The organism is Mycolicibacterium neoaurum, assembly GCF_036946495.1.
GTDB lineage: Bacteria > Actinomycetota > Actinomycetes > Mycobacteriales > Mycobacteriaceae > Mycobacterium > Mycobacterium neoaurum_B.
This window is the reverse complement of sequence record NZ_JAQIIX010000002.1, coordinates 53,936-72,105: the sequence shown is the minus strand read 5'-3', so window position 1 is coordinate 72,105 and position 18,170 is coordinate 53,936. Positions and strand designations below refer to the sequence as shown.

General features: G+C 68.4%; 16 protein-coding genes. 8 read left to right on the top strand and 8 right to left on the bottom strand.

Annotated elements, in window-relative coordinates; all coding sequences use genetic code 11:
* Positions 1–4: 4 nt before the first annotated feature.
* Positions 5–1,237: an FAD-dependent oxidoreductase gene (locus tag PGN27_RS05810; protein WP_335325306.1), complete on the bottom strand. Its 1,233-nt coding sequence runs from the start codon at positions 1,235–1,237 to the stop codon at positions 5–7.
* Positions 1,238–1,266: 29 nt separating this feature from the next.
* Between PGN27_RS05810 and PGN27_RS05805 the strand changes: the two genes are divergently transcribed.
* The 6 genes from PGN27_RS05805 to PGN27_RS05785 all read left to right on the top strand — a co-directional run bounded on the left by PGN27_RS05805 (position 1,267) and on the right by PGN27_RS05785 (position 5,611).
* A complete protein-coding gene (locus tag PGN27_RS05805) occupies positions 1,267–1,461 on the top strand; it encodes a hypothetical protein (RefSeq protein WP_019510681.1) in 195 nt (64 codons plus the stop codon).
* A 138-nt stretch (positions 1,462–1,599) separates the two neighbouring features.
* Positions 1,600–1,692 (top strand): Ms4533A family Cys-rich leader peptide, encoded by a 93-nt coding sequence (locus PGN27_RS25710; protein ID WP_353618508.1) that lies wholly within the window; start codon positions 1,600–1,602, stop codon positions 1,690–1,692.
* Between the two features lie 118 nt (positions 1,693–1,810).
* On the top strand, positions 1,811–2,833 hold the full coding sequence (locus tag PGN27_RS05800) for a sulfate ABC transporter substrate-binding protein (protein ID WP_335325305.1): 1,023 nt from the start codon (positions 1,811–1,813) through the stop codon (positions 2,831–2,833).
* A gap of 33 nt (positions 2,834–2,866) precedes the next feature.
* Positions 2,867–3,739 (top strand): sulfate ABC transporter permease subunit CysT, encoded by an 873-nt coding sequence (gene cysT, locus PGN27_RS05795; protein WP_335325304.1) that lies wholly within the window; start codon positions 2,867–2,869, stop codon positions 3,737–3,739.
* A complete protein-coding gene (gene cysW / locus PGN27_RS05790) occupies positions 3,736–4,554 on the top strand; it encodes a sulfate ABC transporter permease subunit CysW (RefSeq protein ID WP_335325303.1) in 819 nt (272 codons plus the stop codon). The genes cysT and cysW overlap by 4 nt, the downstream gene beginning before the upstream one ends.
* Positions 4,555–4,567: 13 nt before the next feature.
* The gene (locus tag PGN27_RS05785) at positions 4,568–5,611 is read left to right on the top strand and encodes a sulfate/molybdate ABC transporter ATP-binding protein (protein ID WP_335325302.1); all 1,044 of its coding nucleotides are present in this window, start codon (positions 4,568–4,570) and stop codon (positions 5,609–5,611) included.
* Positions 5,612–5,620: 9 nt separating this feature from the next.
* On the opposite strand, the gene PGN27_RS05780 is transcribed toward PGN27_RS05785, so the two are convergent.
* Entirely contained in the window at positions 5,621–7,090 is a 1,470-nt protein-coding gene (locus PGN27_RS05780) for an amidase (protein WP_335325301.1), read from the bottom strand.
* Between the two features lie 24 nt (positions 7,091–7,114).
* Positions 7,115–7,732 (bottom strand): hypothetical protein, encoded by a 618-nt coding sequence (locus tag PGN27_RS05775; RefSeq protein ID WP_335325300.1) that lies wholly within the window; start codon positions 7,730–7,732, stop codon positions 7,115–7,117.
* 53 nt (positions 7,733–7,785) lie between these two features.
* On the opposite strand from PGN27_RS05775, the gene PGN27_RS05770 reads away from it, so the two are divergent.
* On the top strand, positions 7,786–8,376 hold the full coding sequence (locus tag PGN27_RS05770; protein WP_335325299.1) for a TetR/AcrR family transcriptional regulator: 591 nt from the start codon (positions 7,786–7,788) through the stop codon (positions 8,374–8,376).
* A gap of 14 nt (positions 8,377–8,390) precedes the next feature.
* Here the strand turns inward: PGN27_RS05770 and PGN27_RS05765 are convergent, their stop codons facing one another.
* The 4 genes from PGN27_RS05765 to PGN27_RS25705 form a co-directional block, all read right to left on the bottom strand.
* Positions 8,391–9,116, bottom strand: a complete 726-nt coding sequence (locus tag PGN27_RS05765) for a sirohydrochlorin chelatase (protein ID WP_335325298.1) — start codon at positions 9,114–9,116, stop codon at positions 8,391–8,393.
* Complete coding sequence (locus PGN27_RS05760) at positions 9,113–9,820, bottom strand: phosphoadenylyl-sulfate reductase (RefSeq protein WP_335325297.1); 708 nt, start codon at positions 9,818–9,820, stop codon at positions 9,113–9,115. The genes PGN27_RS05765 and PGN27_RS05760 overlap by 4 nt, the downstream gene beginning before the upstream one ends.
* Positions 9,821–9,826: 6 nt before the next feature.
* The gene (locus tag PGN27_RS05755) at positions 9,827–11,509 is read right to left on the bottom strand and encodes a nitrite/sulfite reductase (protein ID WP_335325296.1); all 1,683 of its coding nucleotides are present in this window, start codon (positions 11,507–11,509) and stop codon (positions 9,827–9,829) included.
* 124 nt (positions 11,510–11,633) lie between these two features.
* Positions 11,634–11,738: an Ms4527A family Cys-rich leader peptide gene (locus PGN27_RS25705; RefSeq protein ID WP_353618507.1), complete on the bottom strand. Its 105-nt coding sequence runs from the start codon at positions 11,736–11,738 to the stop codon at positions 11,634–11,636.
* Between the two features lie 83 nt (positions 11,739–11,821).
* Between PGN27_RS25705 and hemW the strand changes: the two genes are divergently transcribed.
* A complete protein-coding gene (hemW, locus tag PGN27_RS05750) occupies positions 11,822–12,970 on the top strand; it encodes a radical SAM family heme chaperone HemW (RefSeq protein WP_335325295.1) in 1,149 nt (382 codons plus the stop codon).
* Here the strand turns inward: hemW and PGN27_RS05745 are convergent, their stop codons facing one another.
* Positions 12,971–18,118, bottom strand: coding sequence for a type I polyketide synthase (locus PGN27_RS05745; protein WP_335325294.1), 5,148 nt, complete (start codon positions 18,116–18,118; stop codon positions 12,971–12,973).
* Positions 18,119–18,170: the final 52 nt, after the last annotated feature.

The window sequence follows — 18,170 nt, the reverse complement described above, 5'->3', positions numbered from 1 at the left end:
CCCGTCAGCGGCGGGCGTAGGCGGGTATGTGCTCGGGAAGCGGACCGATGGCCACGCCGTAACCGATGATCCTGCGCAGCATCGGAACCCGGCTGACCACCCGAACCGCTGCGGGCGGCCGATCGGGGCCGGTTCCGGAGACGGCGACGGCGATCACCCGGTTGTGCACCATCCGCTGCACGCTCTGGATGATGACGGTCGGCAGCCACCGGCGGACCTGGACGCGCCGGAGCGCTTTGGTGGGAACCGAGCCGGTGCGCAACGGCTCGGCGAGCAACCGGGCCGCCGCCACCGCGTCGGCGACCGCCAGGTTGATCCCGACGCCACCCACCGGTGACATCGCGTGGGCCGCGTCACCGATGATCAGCGCACCGTCGGTGTACCAGCGCGGCAGCCGATCCAGCTGCACGTCGAGCAGTTTGACATCGTCGAACGAGGCGACCGTTGCGATGCGGTCGGCGACCCACGGCACCACATCGGTGACCCGACGGTACAACGACTCGATTCCCTCCGAACGGAGGGCCGCATCGGATCCCTTGGGGATGACGAAGGCGCACTGGTAGTAGTCCCCGCGGTCGATCATCGCCACCATATGGCCTCGGCCCATCGCCCCGGCCAGCCCGGCCGGGTCGTTGTCGTGACGGGGGACCCGGAACCACCAGACATCCATCGGCGCCCCAAAGCGCTTGGGTGTCAACCCTATTGCGTCGCGCAGCGTCGAGCCACGGCCATCGCAGGCCACCGTCAGCGGGGCCCGCAGTTCACGGATCGCCCCGGCGGCGTCGCGGTAGCGGACCCCGGAGACCGTGCTGCCGGTCAGCAGCGGGCCGAGCACCTCGCAGCTGCGGAGCAGAGTGAAGGTCGGCTCCTGCGCGGCGGCCGCGGCCAGCAGTTCGAGGAAGTCCCACTGCGGCACCAGGGCGATGTGCTGGTGGGCTCCCGGCAGGTGGCGCAGGTCGACCTGGACCGGGACTCCCTGGACCTTGAGCTCCAGGGACTGGATCATCCGGTGCGGTACCGCGGCGAAGCGCGCCCCGAGGCCGAGTTCGTCGAGCATGCGCAGGGTGCTGGCGTGCACCGTGTCGCCGCGGAAGTCACGCAGGAAGTCCTCGTGTTTCTCCAGGACGGTGACCTGCACGCCGGCCCTGGCCAGCAGCAGACCCAGCATCATCCCGGCGGGGCCGCCGCCGACGATCGCGCATCCGGTGGTGGGGGCATCCTGCGGGGCCTTCGGCACCGTTTCATCCTGGCACTACTGTGGGACAGATGGGCGATTTCCTGAGTTGGTGGGACGGTGTCGAACTGTGGCTGTCGGGCCTCGGGTTCGTCGCGCAGACCGCCATCGTGATGCCGGTGGTCCTGCTCCTGGCCCTGGGGACCGCCGTCGTGCTCGATGGAGCGCTCGGCAACGGCATCAAGGTGCTGCGCAAGGCCCGCCACGAAGAGCAGGAGCCGTCGTGAATCAGATGCCCCGGTCACGGGTGACCCTGGCGCTGGTCGCCCTGGTGATCCTGGTCATCGTCATGTGGTTCATAGCCCGATAGCTGCTCGATAGCTGCTCGTCGGGCGAGACCACGCGATTCTGATACTCTTCCGGCCATGCGCGCAGCGACCGGCAACAAGAGCGGCCATGTCTTGGCCCTCATTGCCGTGGGTTTTTCCGCTGTCGCCGATGTCTGTTGTTGTCGCTGAAACCACACCGTCTGCGGTTCGGCGTTGGTAGCGGCATGAGGTTCCCGTCGCGCACCCTTCCATCACCTTTCCGTGTAGACGGCAGCCCCGCCCGAATCCCGCCCTGGAAAGGTCATCGATGCGCAACCCCGGAAGAACCGCCAAACGTCTGAGTGCCCTCACCGCGCTCGCCCTGTCCACCACCCTGCTCGCGGCCTGCGGCGGTGGTGCCAGCGATGTCGCCGGTGGCGGCAACAGCTCCGATGCCGACACCACGCTGACCCTGGTGGCCTACGCGGTGCCCGAGCCGGGCTGGTCCAAGGTGGCCCCCGTCTTCGCCGGGACCGAGGAAGGCAAGGGTGTCGGGGTCACAGCGTCCTACGGCGCGTCCGGTGACCAGTCCCGTGGTGTCGAGTCCGGCAAGCCCGCCGATGTCGTGAACTTCTCCGTCGAGCCCGATATCACCCGGCTGGTGAAGGCCGGCCTGGTCGACGAGGATTGGAACGCCGGCGCCCAGAAGGGTGTGCCCTTCGGATCGTTGGTCACCTTCGCCGTCCGCCCCGGCAACCCGAAGAACATCCGCGACTGGGATGACCTGCTCAAGCCCGGTGTCGAGGTCATCACGCCGAGCCCCCTGAGCTCGGGATCGGCCAAGTGGAACCTGCTGGCGCCGTACGCGGCCAAGAGCAACGGCGGGCAGGATCATGCCGCCGGTATCGCCTATGTCCAGGAACTGGTGACCCAGCACGTCAAACTGCGTCCCGGCTCGGGACGTGAGGCCACCGATGTGTTCCGGCAGGGCACCGGCGACGTACTGCTGGCCTATGAAAACGAGGCCCTGCACTACGACCTCGAACACGTGAACCCGCCGCAGACCTTCAAGATCGAGAACCCGGTCGCTGTCGTCAACACCAGCAAGCACCTGGACAAGGCCACCGACTTCGTCAACTTCCAGTACACCCCGGAAGCGCAGAAGGTATGGGCCGAGGCGGGCTTCCGCCCGGTCGACCCGGCCGTCGCCGCGGACTTCGCCGACAAGTTCCCGGCACCGGAGAAGTTGTGGACCATCACCGATCTCGGTGGCTGGTCGAAGGTCGACCCGCAGCTGTTCGACAAGGACAACGGCGAGATCACCAAGATCTACAAGCAGGCCACCGGTTAGGCAGTATCGGGCGAGAGACGAAGCGGTTCGCACATGACGATTCAGTCGAATCCGGAGGCGAGTCGTCCGGAGCTTGCTCCGGGCGGCCCGCCTGCCCCGCGAAGATTGTCGCCGCGCCCCAGTGGCGCCACCCTGCAGGTCGGGGTGGCGGTGCTGTGGTTGTCGCTGATCGTGCTGCTGCCGTTGGCGGCGATCGTGGTGACATCGGCCGAGGGCGGCTGGGGGGCATTCTGGTCGGCGGTGTCCTCACCGTCAGCGCTGGCCTCGTTCCGGGTGACGCTGACCATCTCGATCGGCGTCACCCTGCTCAACGTGGTCTTCGGGTTGCTGATCGCCTTCGTCCTGGTGCGCGACGACTTCCCGTTCAAGCGGGTCGTCGATGCCATCATCGACCTGCCGTTCGCGCTGCCGACGATCGTGGCGAGCCTGGTGCTGCTCTCGCTGTACGGACCGGGCAGCCCGGTAGGCATCCACATCCAGCACACGTCCTGGGGCGTGGCGCTGGCGCTGGCCTTCGTGACGCTGCCGTTCGTGGTGCGCGCCGTGCAACCGGTGTTGCTCGAACTGGACCATGAGGTGGAGGAGGCCGCGGCCTCGCTGGGGGCCAACAACCTCACGATCTTCGTCAGGGTCATCCTGCCCGCACTGGCTCCGGCCCTGCTGTCCGGGGCCGGACTGGCGTTCTCCCGCGCCATCGGCGAGTTCGGCTCGATCGTGCTCATCGGCGGCGCCATCCCCGGCGAGACCGAGGTGTCCTCGCAGTGGATACGCACCCTGATCGAGAACGACGATCGGGTCGGCGCGGCGGCAATCTCGATCGTGCTGCTGCTGATCTCCTTCGTGGTGCTGTTCATCCTGCGCTATTTCGGTGCGCGGGCGGCCAAGAGGGAGCAGTCCGCCCGATGAAGCTGTCCCGTTCCACCCGGCTGATCCTGCGGATCATCGCCTCGCTCTACATCGTCGCGCTGCTGGTCGTGCCGCTGGGCGCCATCCTCTGGCGGGCTCTGGCGCCCGGGCTGGGGGAGTTCTGGGCATCGATCACCACGCCGGCGGCACAATCCGGCTTGCAATTGTCACTGCTGGTGGTGGCCATCGTGGTGCCGTTGAACGTGCTCTTCGGCGTGCCGACGGCAATCGTGTTGGCCCGGCGTCGGTTCCGCGGCAAGAGTGCCCTGCAGGCCGTGATCGACCTGCCGTTCGCGGTGTCGCCGGTGGTGATCGGTGTGGCGCTGATCGTGCTGTGGGGCAGCGCTGGACTGTTCGGTTTCGTGGAGAACAGCTGGGGATTGAAGATCATCTTCGGGTTCCCGGGCATCGTGTTGGCCAGCCTGTTCGTGACCATCCCGTTCGTCATCCGGGAGGTCGAGCCGGTGCTACACGAGGTGGGCACCGATCAGGAGGAGGCCGCGGCCACCCTCGGTGCCAACTGGTGGCAGATCTTCTGGCGGGTCACCTTGCCCTCGATCCGATGGGGGCTGACCTACGGGGTGGTGCTGACCGTGGCCCGCACCCTGGGCGAGTTCGGCGCGGTGCTGATGGTCTCGTCGAATCTGCCCGGGCAGTCGCAGACGCTGACGCTGCTGGTACACGACCGCTACACCCTGGGTAATCCCTATGGCGCCTACACCATCTCGGTGGTGCTGATGGCCGTCGCGCTGATCGTCCTGGTGGCACAGATTTTGTTTGACGCTCAACGTTCGCGCGTCAAGACTGAGGACTGAAGGAGACCGACCGATGAGCGAAACCGCGATCACGGTGAAGGGCGCGAACAAGCACTACGGTGACTTCGCTGCCCTGGACAATATCGACTTCGTGGTGCCCAAGGGTTCGCTGACCGCGTTGTTGGGGCCCAGCGGCTCGGGCAAGTCGACCCTGTTGCGTGCCATCGCAGGCCTCGACCAGCCCGACACCGGGTCGATCACCATCAACGGCCGCGACGTCACCGGTGTGCCGCCGCAGAAGCGCGGTATCGGCTTCGTGTTCCAGCATTATGCCGCGTTCAAGCACCTCACCGTGCGCGACAACGTGGCGTTCGGGTTGTCCATCCGCAAGAAGCCCAAGAACGAGATCAAGGAGAAGGTCGACAATCTGCTCGAGGTGGTCGGCCTTGCCGGTTTTCAGAACCGTTATCCCGCACAGCTTTCCGGTGGGCAGCGCCAGCGGATGGCGCTGGCCAGGGCACTGGCCGTCGATCCCGAAGTGTTGCTGCTCGACGAGCCATTCGGTGCGCTGGATGCCAAGGTCCGTGAGGATCTGCGGTCCTGGCTGCGCCGCCTGCACGATGACGTGCACGTGACCACCGTTTTGGTCACCCACGATCAGGCCGAGGCGCTCGATGTCGCCGACCGCATCGCGGTGCTGAACAAGGGGCGCATCGAACAGGTGGGTTCGCCCACCGAGGTGTACGACGCCCCCGCCAACCCGTTCGTGATGTCGTTCCTGGGCACCGTGTCGCTGCTCAACGGAATCCTGGTGCGTCCGCACGACATCCGGGTGGGACGCAACCCGGACATGGCGATTGCGGCCGGTGACGGTACCGCCGAATCCACCGGCGTCACCAAGGCGACCATCGACCGGATCGTCACCCTGGGCTTCGAGGTGCGGGTGGAACTGACCAGTTCGGTCAACGGCACTCCGTTCACCGCCCAGATCACCCGCGGAGACGCCGAGGCGTTGGGTCTGCGTGCGGGGGACACGGTCTACGTGCGGGCCACCCGGGTACCCGAGATCGCCGGTGCGACCCAGAGCGCCGAGGTGCGCAGCGAGGCGCTCACCTAGCGTTCGGCGTCACAGCGGCGCCACCCGGTCGGCCCACGGCAGCGCCTGCTCCAACTGGCCGGCCAGCGTCAGCAGCAGGGACTCGCCGGCCAGCGGCGCGACGAACTGGACACCGAGGGGGAGCCCGTCGACAGTCCAGTGCAGCGGCAGGGTGATCGCGGGTCGGCCGGTGATGTTGGCCAGCTGCGTATAGGGCACCCAGCCGAGGTTCTTGTCGACCATGTCGTCGACGATCTTGGTGTAGCGCAGCAGTTTTGCGGTGCGGGTCTTGAGCAGCAGGTCGGCGCCGCGCTGCAACGCGACGGGCAGATCGAATTCGCCGATGCGCGGCGGCGCTGTCGCCAGTGTCGGCGTCAGCAGCAGGTCGTAGCTCTCGAAGAAGGTGCTGAGCCTGCGGGTGTGCTCGTGGCGGCGCTGCACCGCGTCGACGTAATCCACGCCGCGGGTCGCGCGTCCGATCGCGGCCATGATCAGGGTGTCCCGCTCGAACATCTCGTCACCGCAGCCTGTGACGCGCTTGGCCTCGTCGACCTCCCAGGCGAGGTAGACGAACCAGGTCAGCAGGAAGTCGCGGGCCAGGGCGGCATCGTCGAACGGTGCCTTGGGCAGCTCCTCGACATGGTGACCCAGTTCGGTGAGCGTCGCGACGGTTTTCTCCACCGCGGCGTACGCCTCGCGGTCCGGATGAGGGGTGATGGCGGCGGGGACACGCACACCGATCCGCAGGCCGCCGGGATCCTGACCCACGGCCGATGCGTACGGGGCGGCGGCCGGGGCCGGCGAGTAAGGCCCGAACGGTTCCCCGCCGGCGATGACGTCCAGCATCGCCGCGGTATCGCGGACGCTGCGTGACACCACACCCTGCACGGCCGAACCGTGCATCGATTCGCCGCTGGTCGGGCCCATCGGGGTGATGCCACGGCCGGGTTTGAGGCCGACCAGTCCGCAACAGGCGGCCGGGATGCGGATCGATCCGCCACCATCATTGGCGCCCGCGCACGGCACGATGCCTGCCGCGACGGCGGCCGCCGAGCCGCCCGACGAGCCGCCCGGGGTCCGGTCGAGGTTCCACGGGTTGCGGGCGGGCCCCCACAGCTGCGGCTCGGAGATGCCCTTGGCGCCGAACTCGGGCAGGTTGGTCTTGCCGAAGATGACCAGTCCGGCGTCGAGCCAGCGCGACACGATGGTGGAGTGCTCGGCGACCGGAACATGTTGCAGCGAATGGGAACCGGCCGAGCTGGGCAGTCCGGCGTAATCCTGGGCGAGATCTTTGATCAGGAAGGGCACACCGGCGAACGGACCGCTCAGATTGTCGGTGGGCCGTACCGGGATGTCGCGGACGATCGCGTTGATCCGCGGATTCACAGCGGCCGCGCGCTCGGTGGCCAGCTCCAGCAGTTCGGTTGCCGTTATCTGCTTGTCCGCCACCAGTTTCGCCAGGCCGGTCGCGTCATGGCTGCGGTACTCGTCGAATCTCATGTGCTAACCCTATGTCTGCCGAATTCAGCCCCGGTGTCGTTCGCGCTGTTGTCTGCGTCTGCGTAATTCCAGGCGGGCGAGCCCGAAGGCGATGAGGACCGGGATGACGAACTTCATTGCGTCGATGACGTCGCTGAGCCAGTCAGGGAAAGACCAATCAGGGAGCTGGACGTCGGGCCAGGGGATGGCCGAGAGGTGCCGCCAGGGAACGTTGTTGACGAACCAGGAGACGATGGGGCCGACCGCCAACGCCACGGCGAGCGTCGCGATGGCCATGGTGATGCGGTATCCCGTGTGGGCGCGGGGGTGGGCCGCGATGAAGGCGTCGCGACGGGCGGCGCGTGAGCCGGCCTCGGCGCGGAAATCCCGGCCGCCCAGGCCCACCGCGGCCGAGGGGTCATTGCGCGGGTGCCAGGACACCCGGCGGGCTGGACCGAACGAGCCGAACCGCAGTCGGACCGATCCCGCGATACCGGTATCGGACGCGGGGGTGAGGGTGATCCGGCCGGCGGCGCTGCGGCGCCGAGCGACTGTCGTGCCGTCGACGGACCAGGTCGCCCGCCGCCCGAGGCCTGCGGGTTCGACCTCGACGATATGTCGGTGTCCGTCGGCATCCAGATACCAGCGTTCCGGTGTCGGCATGACATCAGATTATCGGAGTGGATACTCTATTAATAGTCTTGAGGAGGTGCCCGATGGCCCGCACGGTCGACCCGGTCAAACATGCGGCCCGCCGCGCGCACATCATGGATGCGGCGATGACCTGTTTCGCCGCCGGCGGTGTGGCCGCCACGACCACCGCCGCGATCTGTGCGCAGGCGGGCGTCGGCTCAGGGACATTCTTCCACTACTTCCCGACGAAAACCGATGTGCTAGTGGCGATTCTGGAAGTGGGCACCGAGCAGACCCGGGAATGGTTCTCCGACCGCGGCCCTCGTGATGATCCGCGCGCGGTGGTGCTGGACTGGGTCAGGTATACCGCCGACACCGCCGCGGACGCGCGGGTTCCCGGCTTCATCCGCGCGGTCGGTGCGGTGATGGCCGAACCCGCTGTCGCCGAGGCGCTGGCAGCCGACGACCGGGCCCAGCATACGGGCCTGCGCGACGTGGTGCGCCGGGCACAGCAACGGGGCTGTATGCGTCGCGATCTGCCGGCGCCGGAACTGGCCACCTGGGTCATGGTGCTGCTGGACGGCTTCCTGAGCAGGCTGGCCACCGACCCCGCGTTCCTCGTCGATGCCGAACGCGAGAGGCTCGTCGACGCGGTGACCCGGCTGATCGACTAGGTACCACTATGCGGCTATGCCGCGACAGGCAACGCGATCGCCGCGTCGAATCGGTCCAACACGGTCTCGGCGACCAGGCGGTGCGCGCCAAGCGGAGCGGACATCGGAATACCCTGTGCGGCAGCGAAATCCGCCACCCGGTCGGTGATCTTCCCGGGCGCCAGGAACCACGGGGCGATCAGGATGCGCTGAGCGCCGCGCAGCCGCAACCCGCGTACCGCATCGGGTAGCGAACGCTGCGACCCGGTGGCGAAGGCGGTCGTCACCCCGGCCCAGGCACTGTTGAGCGCGACCGAGTCGGCCACCGTGGCGGTGCGCGCGTTCGCGTCCTGTCGCGATGAACCGACCGCGGTGACGATCACGCCGACGTCGCTATCATGCACGGACACACCGGCTTCGGCGATCCGCCTGCCCAGCACGGCCAACAGCTGGTCATCCTCGCCGAGGGTGTCGGCCTGCCGCGCCGCGGTACCGCTCTCGGCGATCATGGCCGGGATGTCGACGCGAGCGTGATAGGCGCTGGCCAACAGCAGGGGCGTCACCACGGCACGATCGCCGACCTGGTGCAACACATCGACCAGGCTTGGCGCGTTCTGCTCGCAGAAGGCAGGCACGACGTCCAGCCCGGGCCGAAGCAGCCGGATCGTCTCGGCCACCGCATGAGTGTTGGCGGCCGAACGTGGATCGGCGCTGCCGTGGGCGGTCAGCACGAGAACCGGTGCGGGCACCGTCGCGCTCATGACGCGTGCAGACCGCACTCGGTCTTGGACTGGCCCGCCCACCGTCCGCTGCGCGGGTCGGCGCCTTCGATGGGCTTGCTGGTGCACGGTGCACATCCGATGGAGGGGTAGCCCTCGTAGACCAGCGGGTTGACCAGGATGCCGTTGGCGTCGATATAGGCCTGCATGTCCTCATCGGTCCAGGCGGCGATGGGATTGATCTTCACCAGCCCGAACGCGGCGTCCCAGCTGATCAGCGGGGCATTGGCCCGGGTGGGCGCCTCGACTCGGCGGATACCGGTCACCCATGCCGAGTAGTTGCTCAACGCCTTGCCCAGCGGTTCGACCTTGCGCATCCGGCAGCACGCGCCCGCGTCACGGGCGAACAGATCCTTGCCGAACAACTCGTCCTGACGGGCCACCGAGTTCTCCGGGGTCACGTTCACCACGCGCACGTCGTAGACGGCCTCCACGGCATCGCGGGTGCCGATGGTCTCCACGAAGTGATAGCCGGTGTCCAGGAACAGCACGTCCACGCCGGGCCTGACCTTGGCGGCCATCTCCACCAGCACCGCGTCCTGCATGTTGGACGCGACGATGTAGCCGTTGCCGAAGTTCTCGTCGGTCCAGCGCAGCAGTTCCTCGGCGCCGGCACCGGCCAACTCCTTCGCGCCGCGCTCGGCCAGCTCCTTCAGCTCGGTGTCCGATCGTGTCACCGCTGTCATGTCACATCACCTCAAGTCTGCTTCGTCGGCGCGCACCGCCCACTGAGCGAAACGCTCATCGGGCTCGCGTTGTTTCACGAAGTTACGAACGACCCGCTCGATGTAGTCCCCGAGCTCGGTGGCCAGCACCTTGTGCTGGCGCAGCTTGCGGCCGAAGGTGCTGTCCAGGCCCAGACTGCCGCCCAGGTGCACCTGGAATCCCTCCTCGGGGCCGTTGCCCTCGTCGACCATCTGGCCCTTGAAGCCGATATCGGCGATCTGGATCCGGGCGCACGAGTTGGGGCAACCGTTGATGTTGATGGTCACCGGCACGTCGAGCTGGGCGTTGAGGTCCTCAAGACGCTTCTCCAGCTCCGGCACCAGCACCTGGGACCGGCTGCGGGTCTCGGCAAAGCTGAGCTTGCAGAATTCGATACCGGTGCAGGCCATCAAATTGCGTCGCCAATGCGACGGGCTCGACGGCAGGCCCAATGCGTCCAGGCCCGAGCGCAGCTCCTGGAGCTTGTCGTCGGGGACGTTGAGGATGATCAGCTTCTGGTACGGCGTGAAGCGCACCCGGTCCGAACCGGCGGCCTCGGCCAGATCGGCAACCTTGGTCAGGATGGTGCCGGTGACGCGCCCGGCGATAGGGGACACCCCGACCGCGTTCAGACCGTTCCTGAGCTTGGTCACACCGACATGGTCGATGGGCCGGGTCACCGGGGTCGGCGCCGGCCCGTCGATGAGTGGGCGCTTGAGGTACTCGGTCTCGAGAACCTCCCTGAACTTTTCGACGCCCCAGTCCTTGATCAGGAATTTCAGCCGCGCCTTCGAGCGCAACCTGCGGTATCCGTAGTCCCGGAAGGTCGAGACGACCGCTTCCCAGACATCGGGCACCTCGTCGAGGGGCACCCACACGCCGACACGCTTGGCGAGCATCGGGTTGGTGGACAGTCCGCCGCCGACCCACAGGTCGAATCCGGGCCCGTGCTCGGGATGCACGACCCCGATGAACGCGACGTCGTTGATTTCGTGCACGACATCCTGCAGGCCCGAGATCGCGGTCTTGAACTTGCGCGGCAGGTTCGAGTATTCGGGCTTGCCGATATAGCGCTTGACGATCTCGTTGACCGCGGGGGTCCCGTCGATGACCTCGTCGGGATGCTGACCTGCCAACGGTGACCCCAGCACGACGCGCGGGCAGTCACCGCACGCCTCGGTGGTCTGCAGGCCCACCTCGTCGAGGCGGCGCCAGATCTCCGGCATATCGCGCACGTCGATCCAGTGGTATTGGACGTTCTGCCGGTCGGAGATGTCGGCGGTATCGCGCGCGAACTCGGTCGAGATGCCGCCGAGGGTGCGCAGCGCCGCGAGGCTCAGATCGCCGGCATCGCTGCGCACGCGCAGCATGAAGTACTCGTCTTCGAGCATGTCGGTGTTCTCGTCACCGGTCCAGGTGCCGTCGTAGCCGGGCTTGCGCTGGGTGTAGAGGCCCCACCAGCGGAAACGGCCGCGCAGGTCACCCTTGTCGATCGATTCGAACCCGTTGGGTGCGTAAATGCTCTCGATGCGCTGACGCACGTTGAGCGGGTTGTCATCCTTCTTGGCCTGCTCGTTGGCGTTCAGCGGCTCGCGGTAGCCGAGCGCCCACTGGCCTTCGCCACGGGGTCGTTTCACCGGCTTGGGTGTGTTGGAGACCGTTTCGGTCATGTTGTCGAGGCTCCTTGTCGGGGAGCGGCTCACCGATCGCGCGGAATCGCCGGGGGCTGGCCGGCGGCGCAGATCCGGCGGCCGGCTCATGGGTGGGGCAGGCTGATTCCGATATCGACGCGGGTCAGGGCAGACAACAACAGCTACAGATGCGCTTCAGATCGACATGCCGCCGGACCACCAGCGCAATGCGGGTGGTGCTGTCAACGGCGGCGGTCACGTGCGACATTCTGCCACGACGACCGCAGACGCCCTAACCGGGCCAGATTTGGGCTCAGGGTGAGCAAAACGGGTTCTGGGACAATCTCGGGTATGAGCAGGCCTGAGCCGGACACCGCCGGACCCTTCGGCATCTATGTCCATGTGCCGTTCTGCGCCACGCGCTGCGGGTACTGCGATTTCAACACCTACACCCCGGCCGAGCTCGGAGATGCCACACCGGACGGCTGGCTGGCCGCCCTGCGGATCGAACTGGACCGCGCCGCCCGACGGGTCGGAGCCCGGCCGGTCGACACCGTCTTCGTCGGTGGGGGTACGCCGACGCTGCTCGGCGGTGACGGACTCGCGGCCGTGCTGGCCGCCGTCCGGACGAACTTCACCCTCGCGCCGGGCGCCGAGGTCACCACCGAGGCGAATCCGGAATCCAGCTCACCGGCACTGTTCGCCCGACTACGCGAGGCCGGCTACACCAGGGTGTCGCTGGGCATGCAGTCCGCGGCGACCCATGTGCTCAAGGTGCTCGACCGGGTGCACTCGGCCGGGCGGGCGCCGGCGGCCGCCCGCGAGGCGCGCGCCGAGGGTTTCGAGCACGTCAACCTCGACCTGATCTACGGCACGCCGGGGGAGAGCGATGACGACCTGAAGATGTCGGTGGAGACGGCATTGGACGCCGGCATCGACCACCTGTCGGCCTACGCACTGATCGTCGAGGACGGCACCGCGCTGGCGCGCCGGGTGCGCCGCGGCGAGCTGCCGATGCCAGACGACGATGTGTTGGCCGACCGTTACGAGCTGCTCGACGCCGCGCTGTCGGCGGCGGGACTGCACTGGTACGAGGTGTCGAACTGGAGCACCCCCGGCGGGGAGTGCCGGCACAATCTCGGCTACTGGGATGGTGGGCACTGGTGGGGCGCGGGTCCGGGTGCGCATGGCTTCCTCGGGTCCACCCGGTGGTGGAACGTCAAGCACCCCAAGGCCTATGCGCAGGCCCTGGGCGAAGGCCGGATGCCGGTGGCCGATTCCGAGGAACTCGACGACACCGCACGACACATCGAGGACGTCATGCTGAGGCTGCGCTTGCGCAGCGGGGTGCCGCGGTCGCTGCTCGACGACGCGGAGTCAGCGCGCGCCGCGGTCGCCGTCGCCGATGGGTTGCTGAACGACACGGGTGACCGCTTGGTGCTCACCGACCGCGGCAGATTGCTCGCCGACGCAGTGATCCGCGATGTGCTCGCCGACTGATCAGGAGCAGGCGCCGATCTGTTCGTCGATCTCTTCGCGGATCTCCTGATCGGCCGAATTCTGTTGCCCGGAAAGCAGTTCCACGATTCGTGCCGTGACGGCCGCGGCGGTGGGATGCTCCCATAGCAGCGTGGGCGGCAGCGCAAGGCCGGTCACACGCTCCAACTGTTTGCGCAGCGCCACGGTCATGATCGAGTCGACCCCGATCTCGGCCAGCGGCAGGCGTGGATCCACGGCACCGTCGGGAAGGCCGAGTTCGGCTGCCACCGCGGCGGTGACCAGATCGGCTACCCGTGCCGGGGTGAGGACCCCGTCCCGGCCGGGCCGGACCGTCGCCGCTGCGGTGTCCTCGGCGTCGACCGGGGCGATATCGGCCAGCATGGGTACCGAGGCGGCGTCGGCGTCGACCGGGAGGACCACCACATGCGGCTGGTCGGAGCGCATCGCGAGATCCAGTGCGCGCATGGCATCGTTGGGACCGACGACACCCATACCGAGCGCGCGCAGCTGCGCGGCCACGAAGCTCGACGTCGAGCCCATGCCCAGCCCCCGCCACGCGGTCCAGGCCACCGCGGTGGTGCGGTCACCGAGGCTGCGACGGTGCTGGGCGAAGGCATCCAGGTAGGCGTTGGCGCAGGCGTACGCGCCCTGACCCGGGAACCCGGCCAGGTATCCGCACGACGAGAACAGCACCATCCAGTCGAGTTCACCGGGTGCGAACACCTCGTGCAATGTCAGCGTGCCGTCGACCTTGGGTCGCATGGCGGCGGCGAAATCCTCGGCCGTCGTGCCGGCCAGCAGGGCGCCGGCCTCGACACCGGCCGCGTGCACGACCCCGCGCACCGGCGGCAGATCGCGCAGCGCCGCGCGTAACTCGTCGGCGGCACCGGACGCGGCGATATCGACCGCGGCCACCCGTACCGATACCCCCCGTTCCTCCAGCGCGAGGATGGTGCGGGCCGGCTCGGCATCGGCATCCCATGCCGAGCGATCGGCCATCCCGCGCCGCGACAACAGCACGATGCGCCGGGCGCCGAGATCGGCCAGCCGGGTCGCCACCAGGGCGCCCAGCGCGCCGGTGCCGCCGGTGATCAGATAGCTCCCGGCCGGTGAACAGCTCAACGGCAGACCACGATGGTGTTCGGCGCGAGTCAGGCGCGCGGTCAGCGCGATATCGTCACGGACGACGACGACGCCGTGGCCCGCCAATTCGGCAAGGACGCCGAGCGGCAGGCAGTCGTCGGCCACGTCGATGACCCCACCCCACAGGCCGGGGTGCTCGGCCGCGGCGATCCGGGAGAAGCCCCACAGCGGAGAGCCGCCGATATCGCTGCCCTCGTACACATTACGGGTCAGCGCCCACAACCGAGCCGCGGTGGTCCGCTCCAGCAGCGTGGTCAGTGTGCGGTGCACGGTGGTGACGGCGTCCAGTGGGGCGTCGCCGGCCCGGGGTAACACCAGCACCACCGCACCGGGAGCCAGCGTCGCCGGGATCTCCTCAGGTGTCGCGCACAGCCGGTGCGCGACATCGGCGGCAGCCAGATCCCGCATACACCAGGCCAACGTCGGCGCATCACCGCCCACCAGGATCACCTGCGGTGGGCGGGCTCCGGTCTGCCACGGCGTGGGGTGCCAGGCCAGTTGCTGCATCATCCGGGTGACGTCGTTGCCGCCCGGGTTCTCCAGTTCGTCGAAGAACATGCCGCTGATGACGCCGAGCACCGTGCCGGTCTGATCGGCGATGGTGACATCGGCGGTGGTGCCGCGGCCGCGCCGGATGTGTAGCACCGCGGTGCCGATCGGATTGGCGCGCAACGCGACCCGATCGATGCGGGCGGGCATTCGCAGCCGCAGTGGGGCGTCGAAGATGATCGAGGCCGCCGAGGTGGCGGCGTCCAGCAGGCCGGCCCAGGTGGCGGGGGTGCGGCCATCGGGCTCGGCGCGCACGACGGCCAGGAACTCGCCATCCAGTTCGTCACCGCCGCGGCGCAGTTCGGTGACCTCCCAACCGAAACCCATCGCGGCGACACCGAGGCCGGCCAGCGTGTCCACCACGTGACCGGCGGGCAGCGTCTCGCCACACCGGGCGCGCACCGCGGCCAGGTCGAGATCGCCGGGCAGCGGCACCGCGTCGGCGATGCCCGCGGTGCAATGGGTCAGCCATCCATCGGCGGCGTCCTCGCCCTCGGTCCGGATGCTCGATGCCAGCGTCAGCGTCCCGTCCTGCCGGACCACCTGGATGTTGCGAGCCCGACCGGGCGCCACCGGTGTCCGCAACCGGATGTCGACGATCTCGCTGCTCGCCGCGGTCAGCAGCGTGTTCAAGAGCACCGCCGCAGGGACGATCTCGGTGTCCCGCACGGGATGATCACCGGGGTAGGGCCGGGTGGACATGTCCAGCTGGGTCTGCCACACAGTGGCAGGCACACCCGCGGACACCTGCAAGCGACCGCCGAGCAGGGTGTTGGTATCCGGATCGTGCATCCCGCCACCATTGGGCGGGGTCGCCGGGGTCCGCCAGAATCGGCGGTGCTGCCACTGGTTTCCGGGCAGGTCGGGCGCCCAGCACGAATGGCCGGGTGCCAGCGCCACGGGTGCGCCGTGACAATGCAGCGCGGCGATCGCCGTCGTCACCGACCGCACCTCGGGCATATTGCGCCGGTGCAGCGGAAGAACCCCGTAATCGTCGATACCGTTGTGGGTCAACGTGTCCACGATCGAGTGCGAGACCACCGGATGCGCGGCGACCTCCAGGAACAGTCGGTGCCCATCCTCGGCAGCGGCGGTGACGGCTTCGGCGAAGCGGACCCGTCCGCGCAGATTGGCCACCCAGTAGCCCGATCCACGCCGGGCCATCGACCTCGGGTCGGCCAATGCCGTCGTGTACAACGGCACCACCGGATCCTGCGGATCCAACTGGGCAGTGAGCCTGCCCAATTCGGCGGTGAGCCCATCCATGGCCGGGCTGTGGAATGCCACATCGGTGTTCACCGTCCGCATCACGATGCCCAGCGCGGACCACTCCTCGACCACTCGACGGACCGCTCCGGCGGTGCCGGAGATGACGGTGGATTCGGGCGCTGCGCTGATGGCGGCGACCACACCGGAAACATCGTTCAGCCGGAGCTCCGCGTCGGCGAAGGACACCGCGGCCAATGCCATCGCACCGTGGCCCTGCACGGCACGGAACCCGCGGGCCCGGTAGCAGGCGACCTTGGCGCCGCTGACCAGATCGAACACCCCGGAGATGACGCAGGCGGCCACCTCGCCGACGGAATGCCCGATGACGGCGGCCGGTGTGGCACCGCGTGATCGCAGCACCTCGGCAAGACCGACCTGCATGGCGAAGGTCAACGCCTGGACCCGGTCGGTGCCGCCATGCTCACCGGAGGCCAGGGCGCGACGTGCGGAGAATCCGAGTTCGGCGGCGAAAACCGGTTCGATCTGATCGATGACGGCGGCGAAAGCGGGCTCCTCGCGCAGCAATTCCGCACCCATGCCCGCCCAGTGCGAACCGTGCCCGGAGAAGACCCACACCGCTCCGCGCTCGGCGCCCGGTACCACCGATCCCGTTGCCACCGACGTGTGCTTCGTGCCGGCGGCCAGCGCATCCAGTGCCAGTACCGCCTCCCTATGGTCCTCGGCGATGATCGCCGCACGAACCGGCTCGGGAGATCGCCGATTCCACAGGGTGCCCGCGATATCGCTCATCGCGTCGTGGCCGGAACGCAGATGGTCGGCCAGGGCACCGGCATTGGCCGACAGTCGTTTCGCGGACCGTCCCGAGACCGGGAGGACATGCAGCGCAGGGGTTTCCCATTCCGGGCCGGGCGAGCTCTGCGGGGCCTCCTCCAGCAGGACGTGGGCGATGGTGCCGCCATAGCCGTAACTGCACACCGCGGCCCGGCGCGGGGTCGCGGTGGGTGGCCACGGCTCGGTGTCGGTGTTGACCCGCAGGCCGTTGGTGTCCCAGTCGACCGCGGTGGTCGGGGTGCGCACACCGGCGGTGGGGGGAATCATGTTGTGCTGCAGGGCCAGTGCCGCCTTGATCAGACCGACCACGCCCGCACCACCCTCGAGGTGGCCGGTATTGGGTTTGACCGAGCCCACCAGGCACGGCGCGCCGGCAGGCCTGCCGTGGCCGTAGACCCGCGACAGCGCGGTCAGCTCGACCGGGTCGCCGGTCGGCGTGCCCGTGCCGTGGGCCTCCACATAGTCGATGGTCGCGGGGTCGATACCCGCGGTCTGACAGGTGCGGCGGAACATGTCCTCCTGGGCAGCGCCATTGGGAGACATGATGCCGACGGTCCTGCCGTCCTGGGCCACGGCGCCCCCGCGTATCACCGCGATCACCCGGTCGTTGTCCCGGAGGGCGTCGGCGAGCCGCTTGAGCACCACCACCGCGGCACCCTCGCCGCGGCCGTACCCGTCGGCGGAGTCGTCGAAGGATTTGCACCGACCATCGGCGGCGGTGGCACCCGCGACGTCGAGCACCCTGGTCAAACCCGGGCCGATCAGCGCGCTGACGCCGCCGGCGAGAGCGAGCGAGGTCTCACCCGCCCGCAAGAGCTGGCAACCTTGGTGCACGGCCACCAGTGATGCCGCGCAGGCCGCGTCGAGCGCGACGCTCGGACCGCGCAGGTCGAGCAGATGCGATACCCGGTTGGCGATCCCGCACAGGGCGGTGCCGATGCCGGTCCAAGCCTCGATTCCGGGCAGGTCTTCCATGACGAGCTTGCCGTAGTCGTCGGAGTTGACGCCCATCAGCACCGCGGTATCGCTACCGGCCAGCGCCCGCGGCGCCACACCGGCATGCTCGAGGGCCTCCCAGCTGACCTCGAGTGCCAATCGCTGTTGCGGGTCCATCAGTTCGGCCTCGCGCGGTGACACACCGAAGAACTCGGCGTCGAAACCGGCGAGATCGGACAGGAAGCTGCCCTTGGCGGTGGTGGCCTTCAGGATGGCGGCATTACGTGGGTCGCGACGCAGGTAGGGCTCCCACCGTTCGGCCGGGACCTCGCCTACCGCACTGGCCCCGTCGAGCAGGAACTGCCAGAACTGGTTGGGGGTGTTGACATCCCCGGCCAGCCGGCAGCCGATACCGATGATGGCGACCGGCTCCGGTGCGGGTTGCTGGTCAAGCGTCACGGCTGTAGATCCTTCACCTGGTGTGCGTTTGGACCGATCGTGGCACGCATCG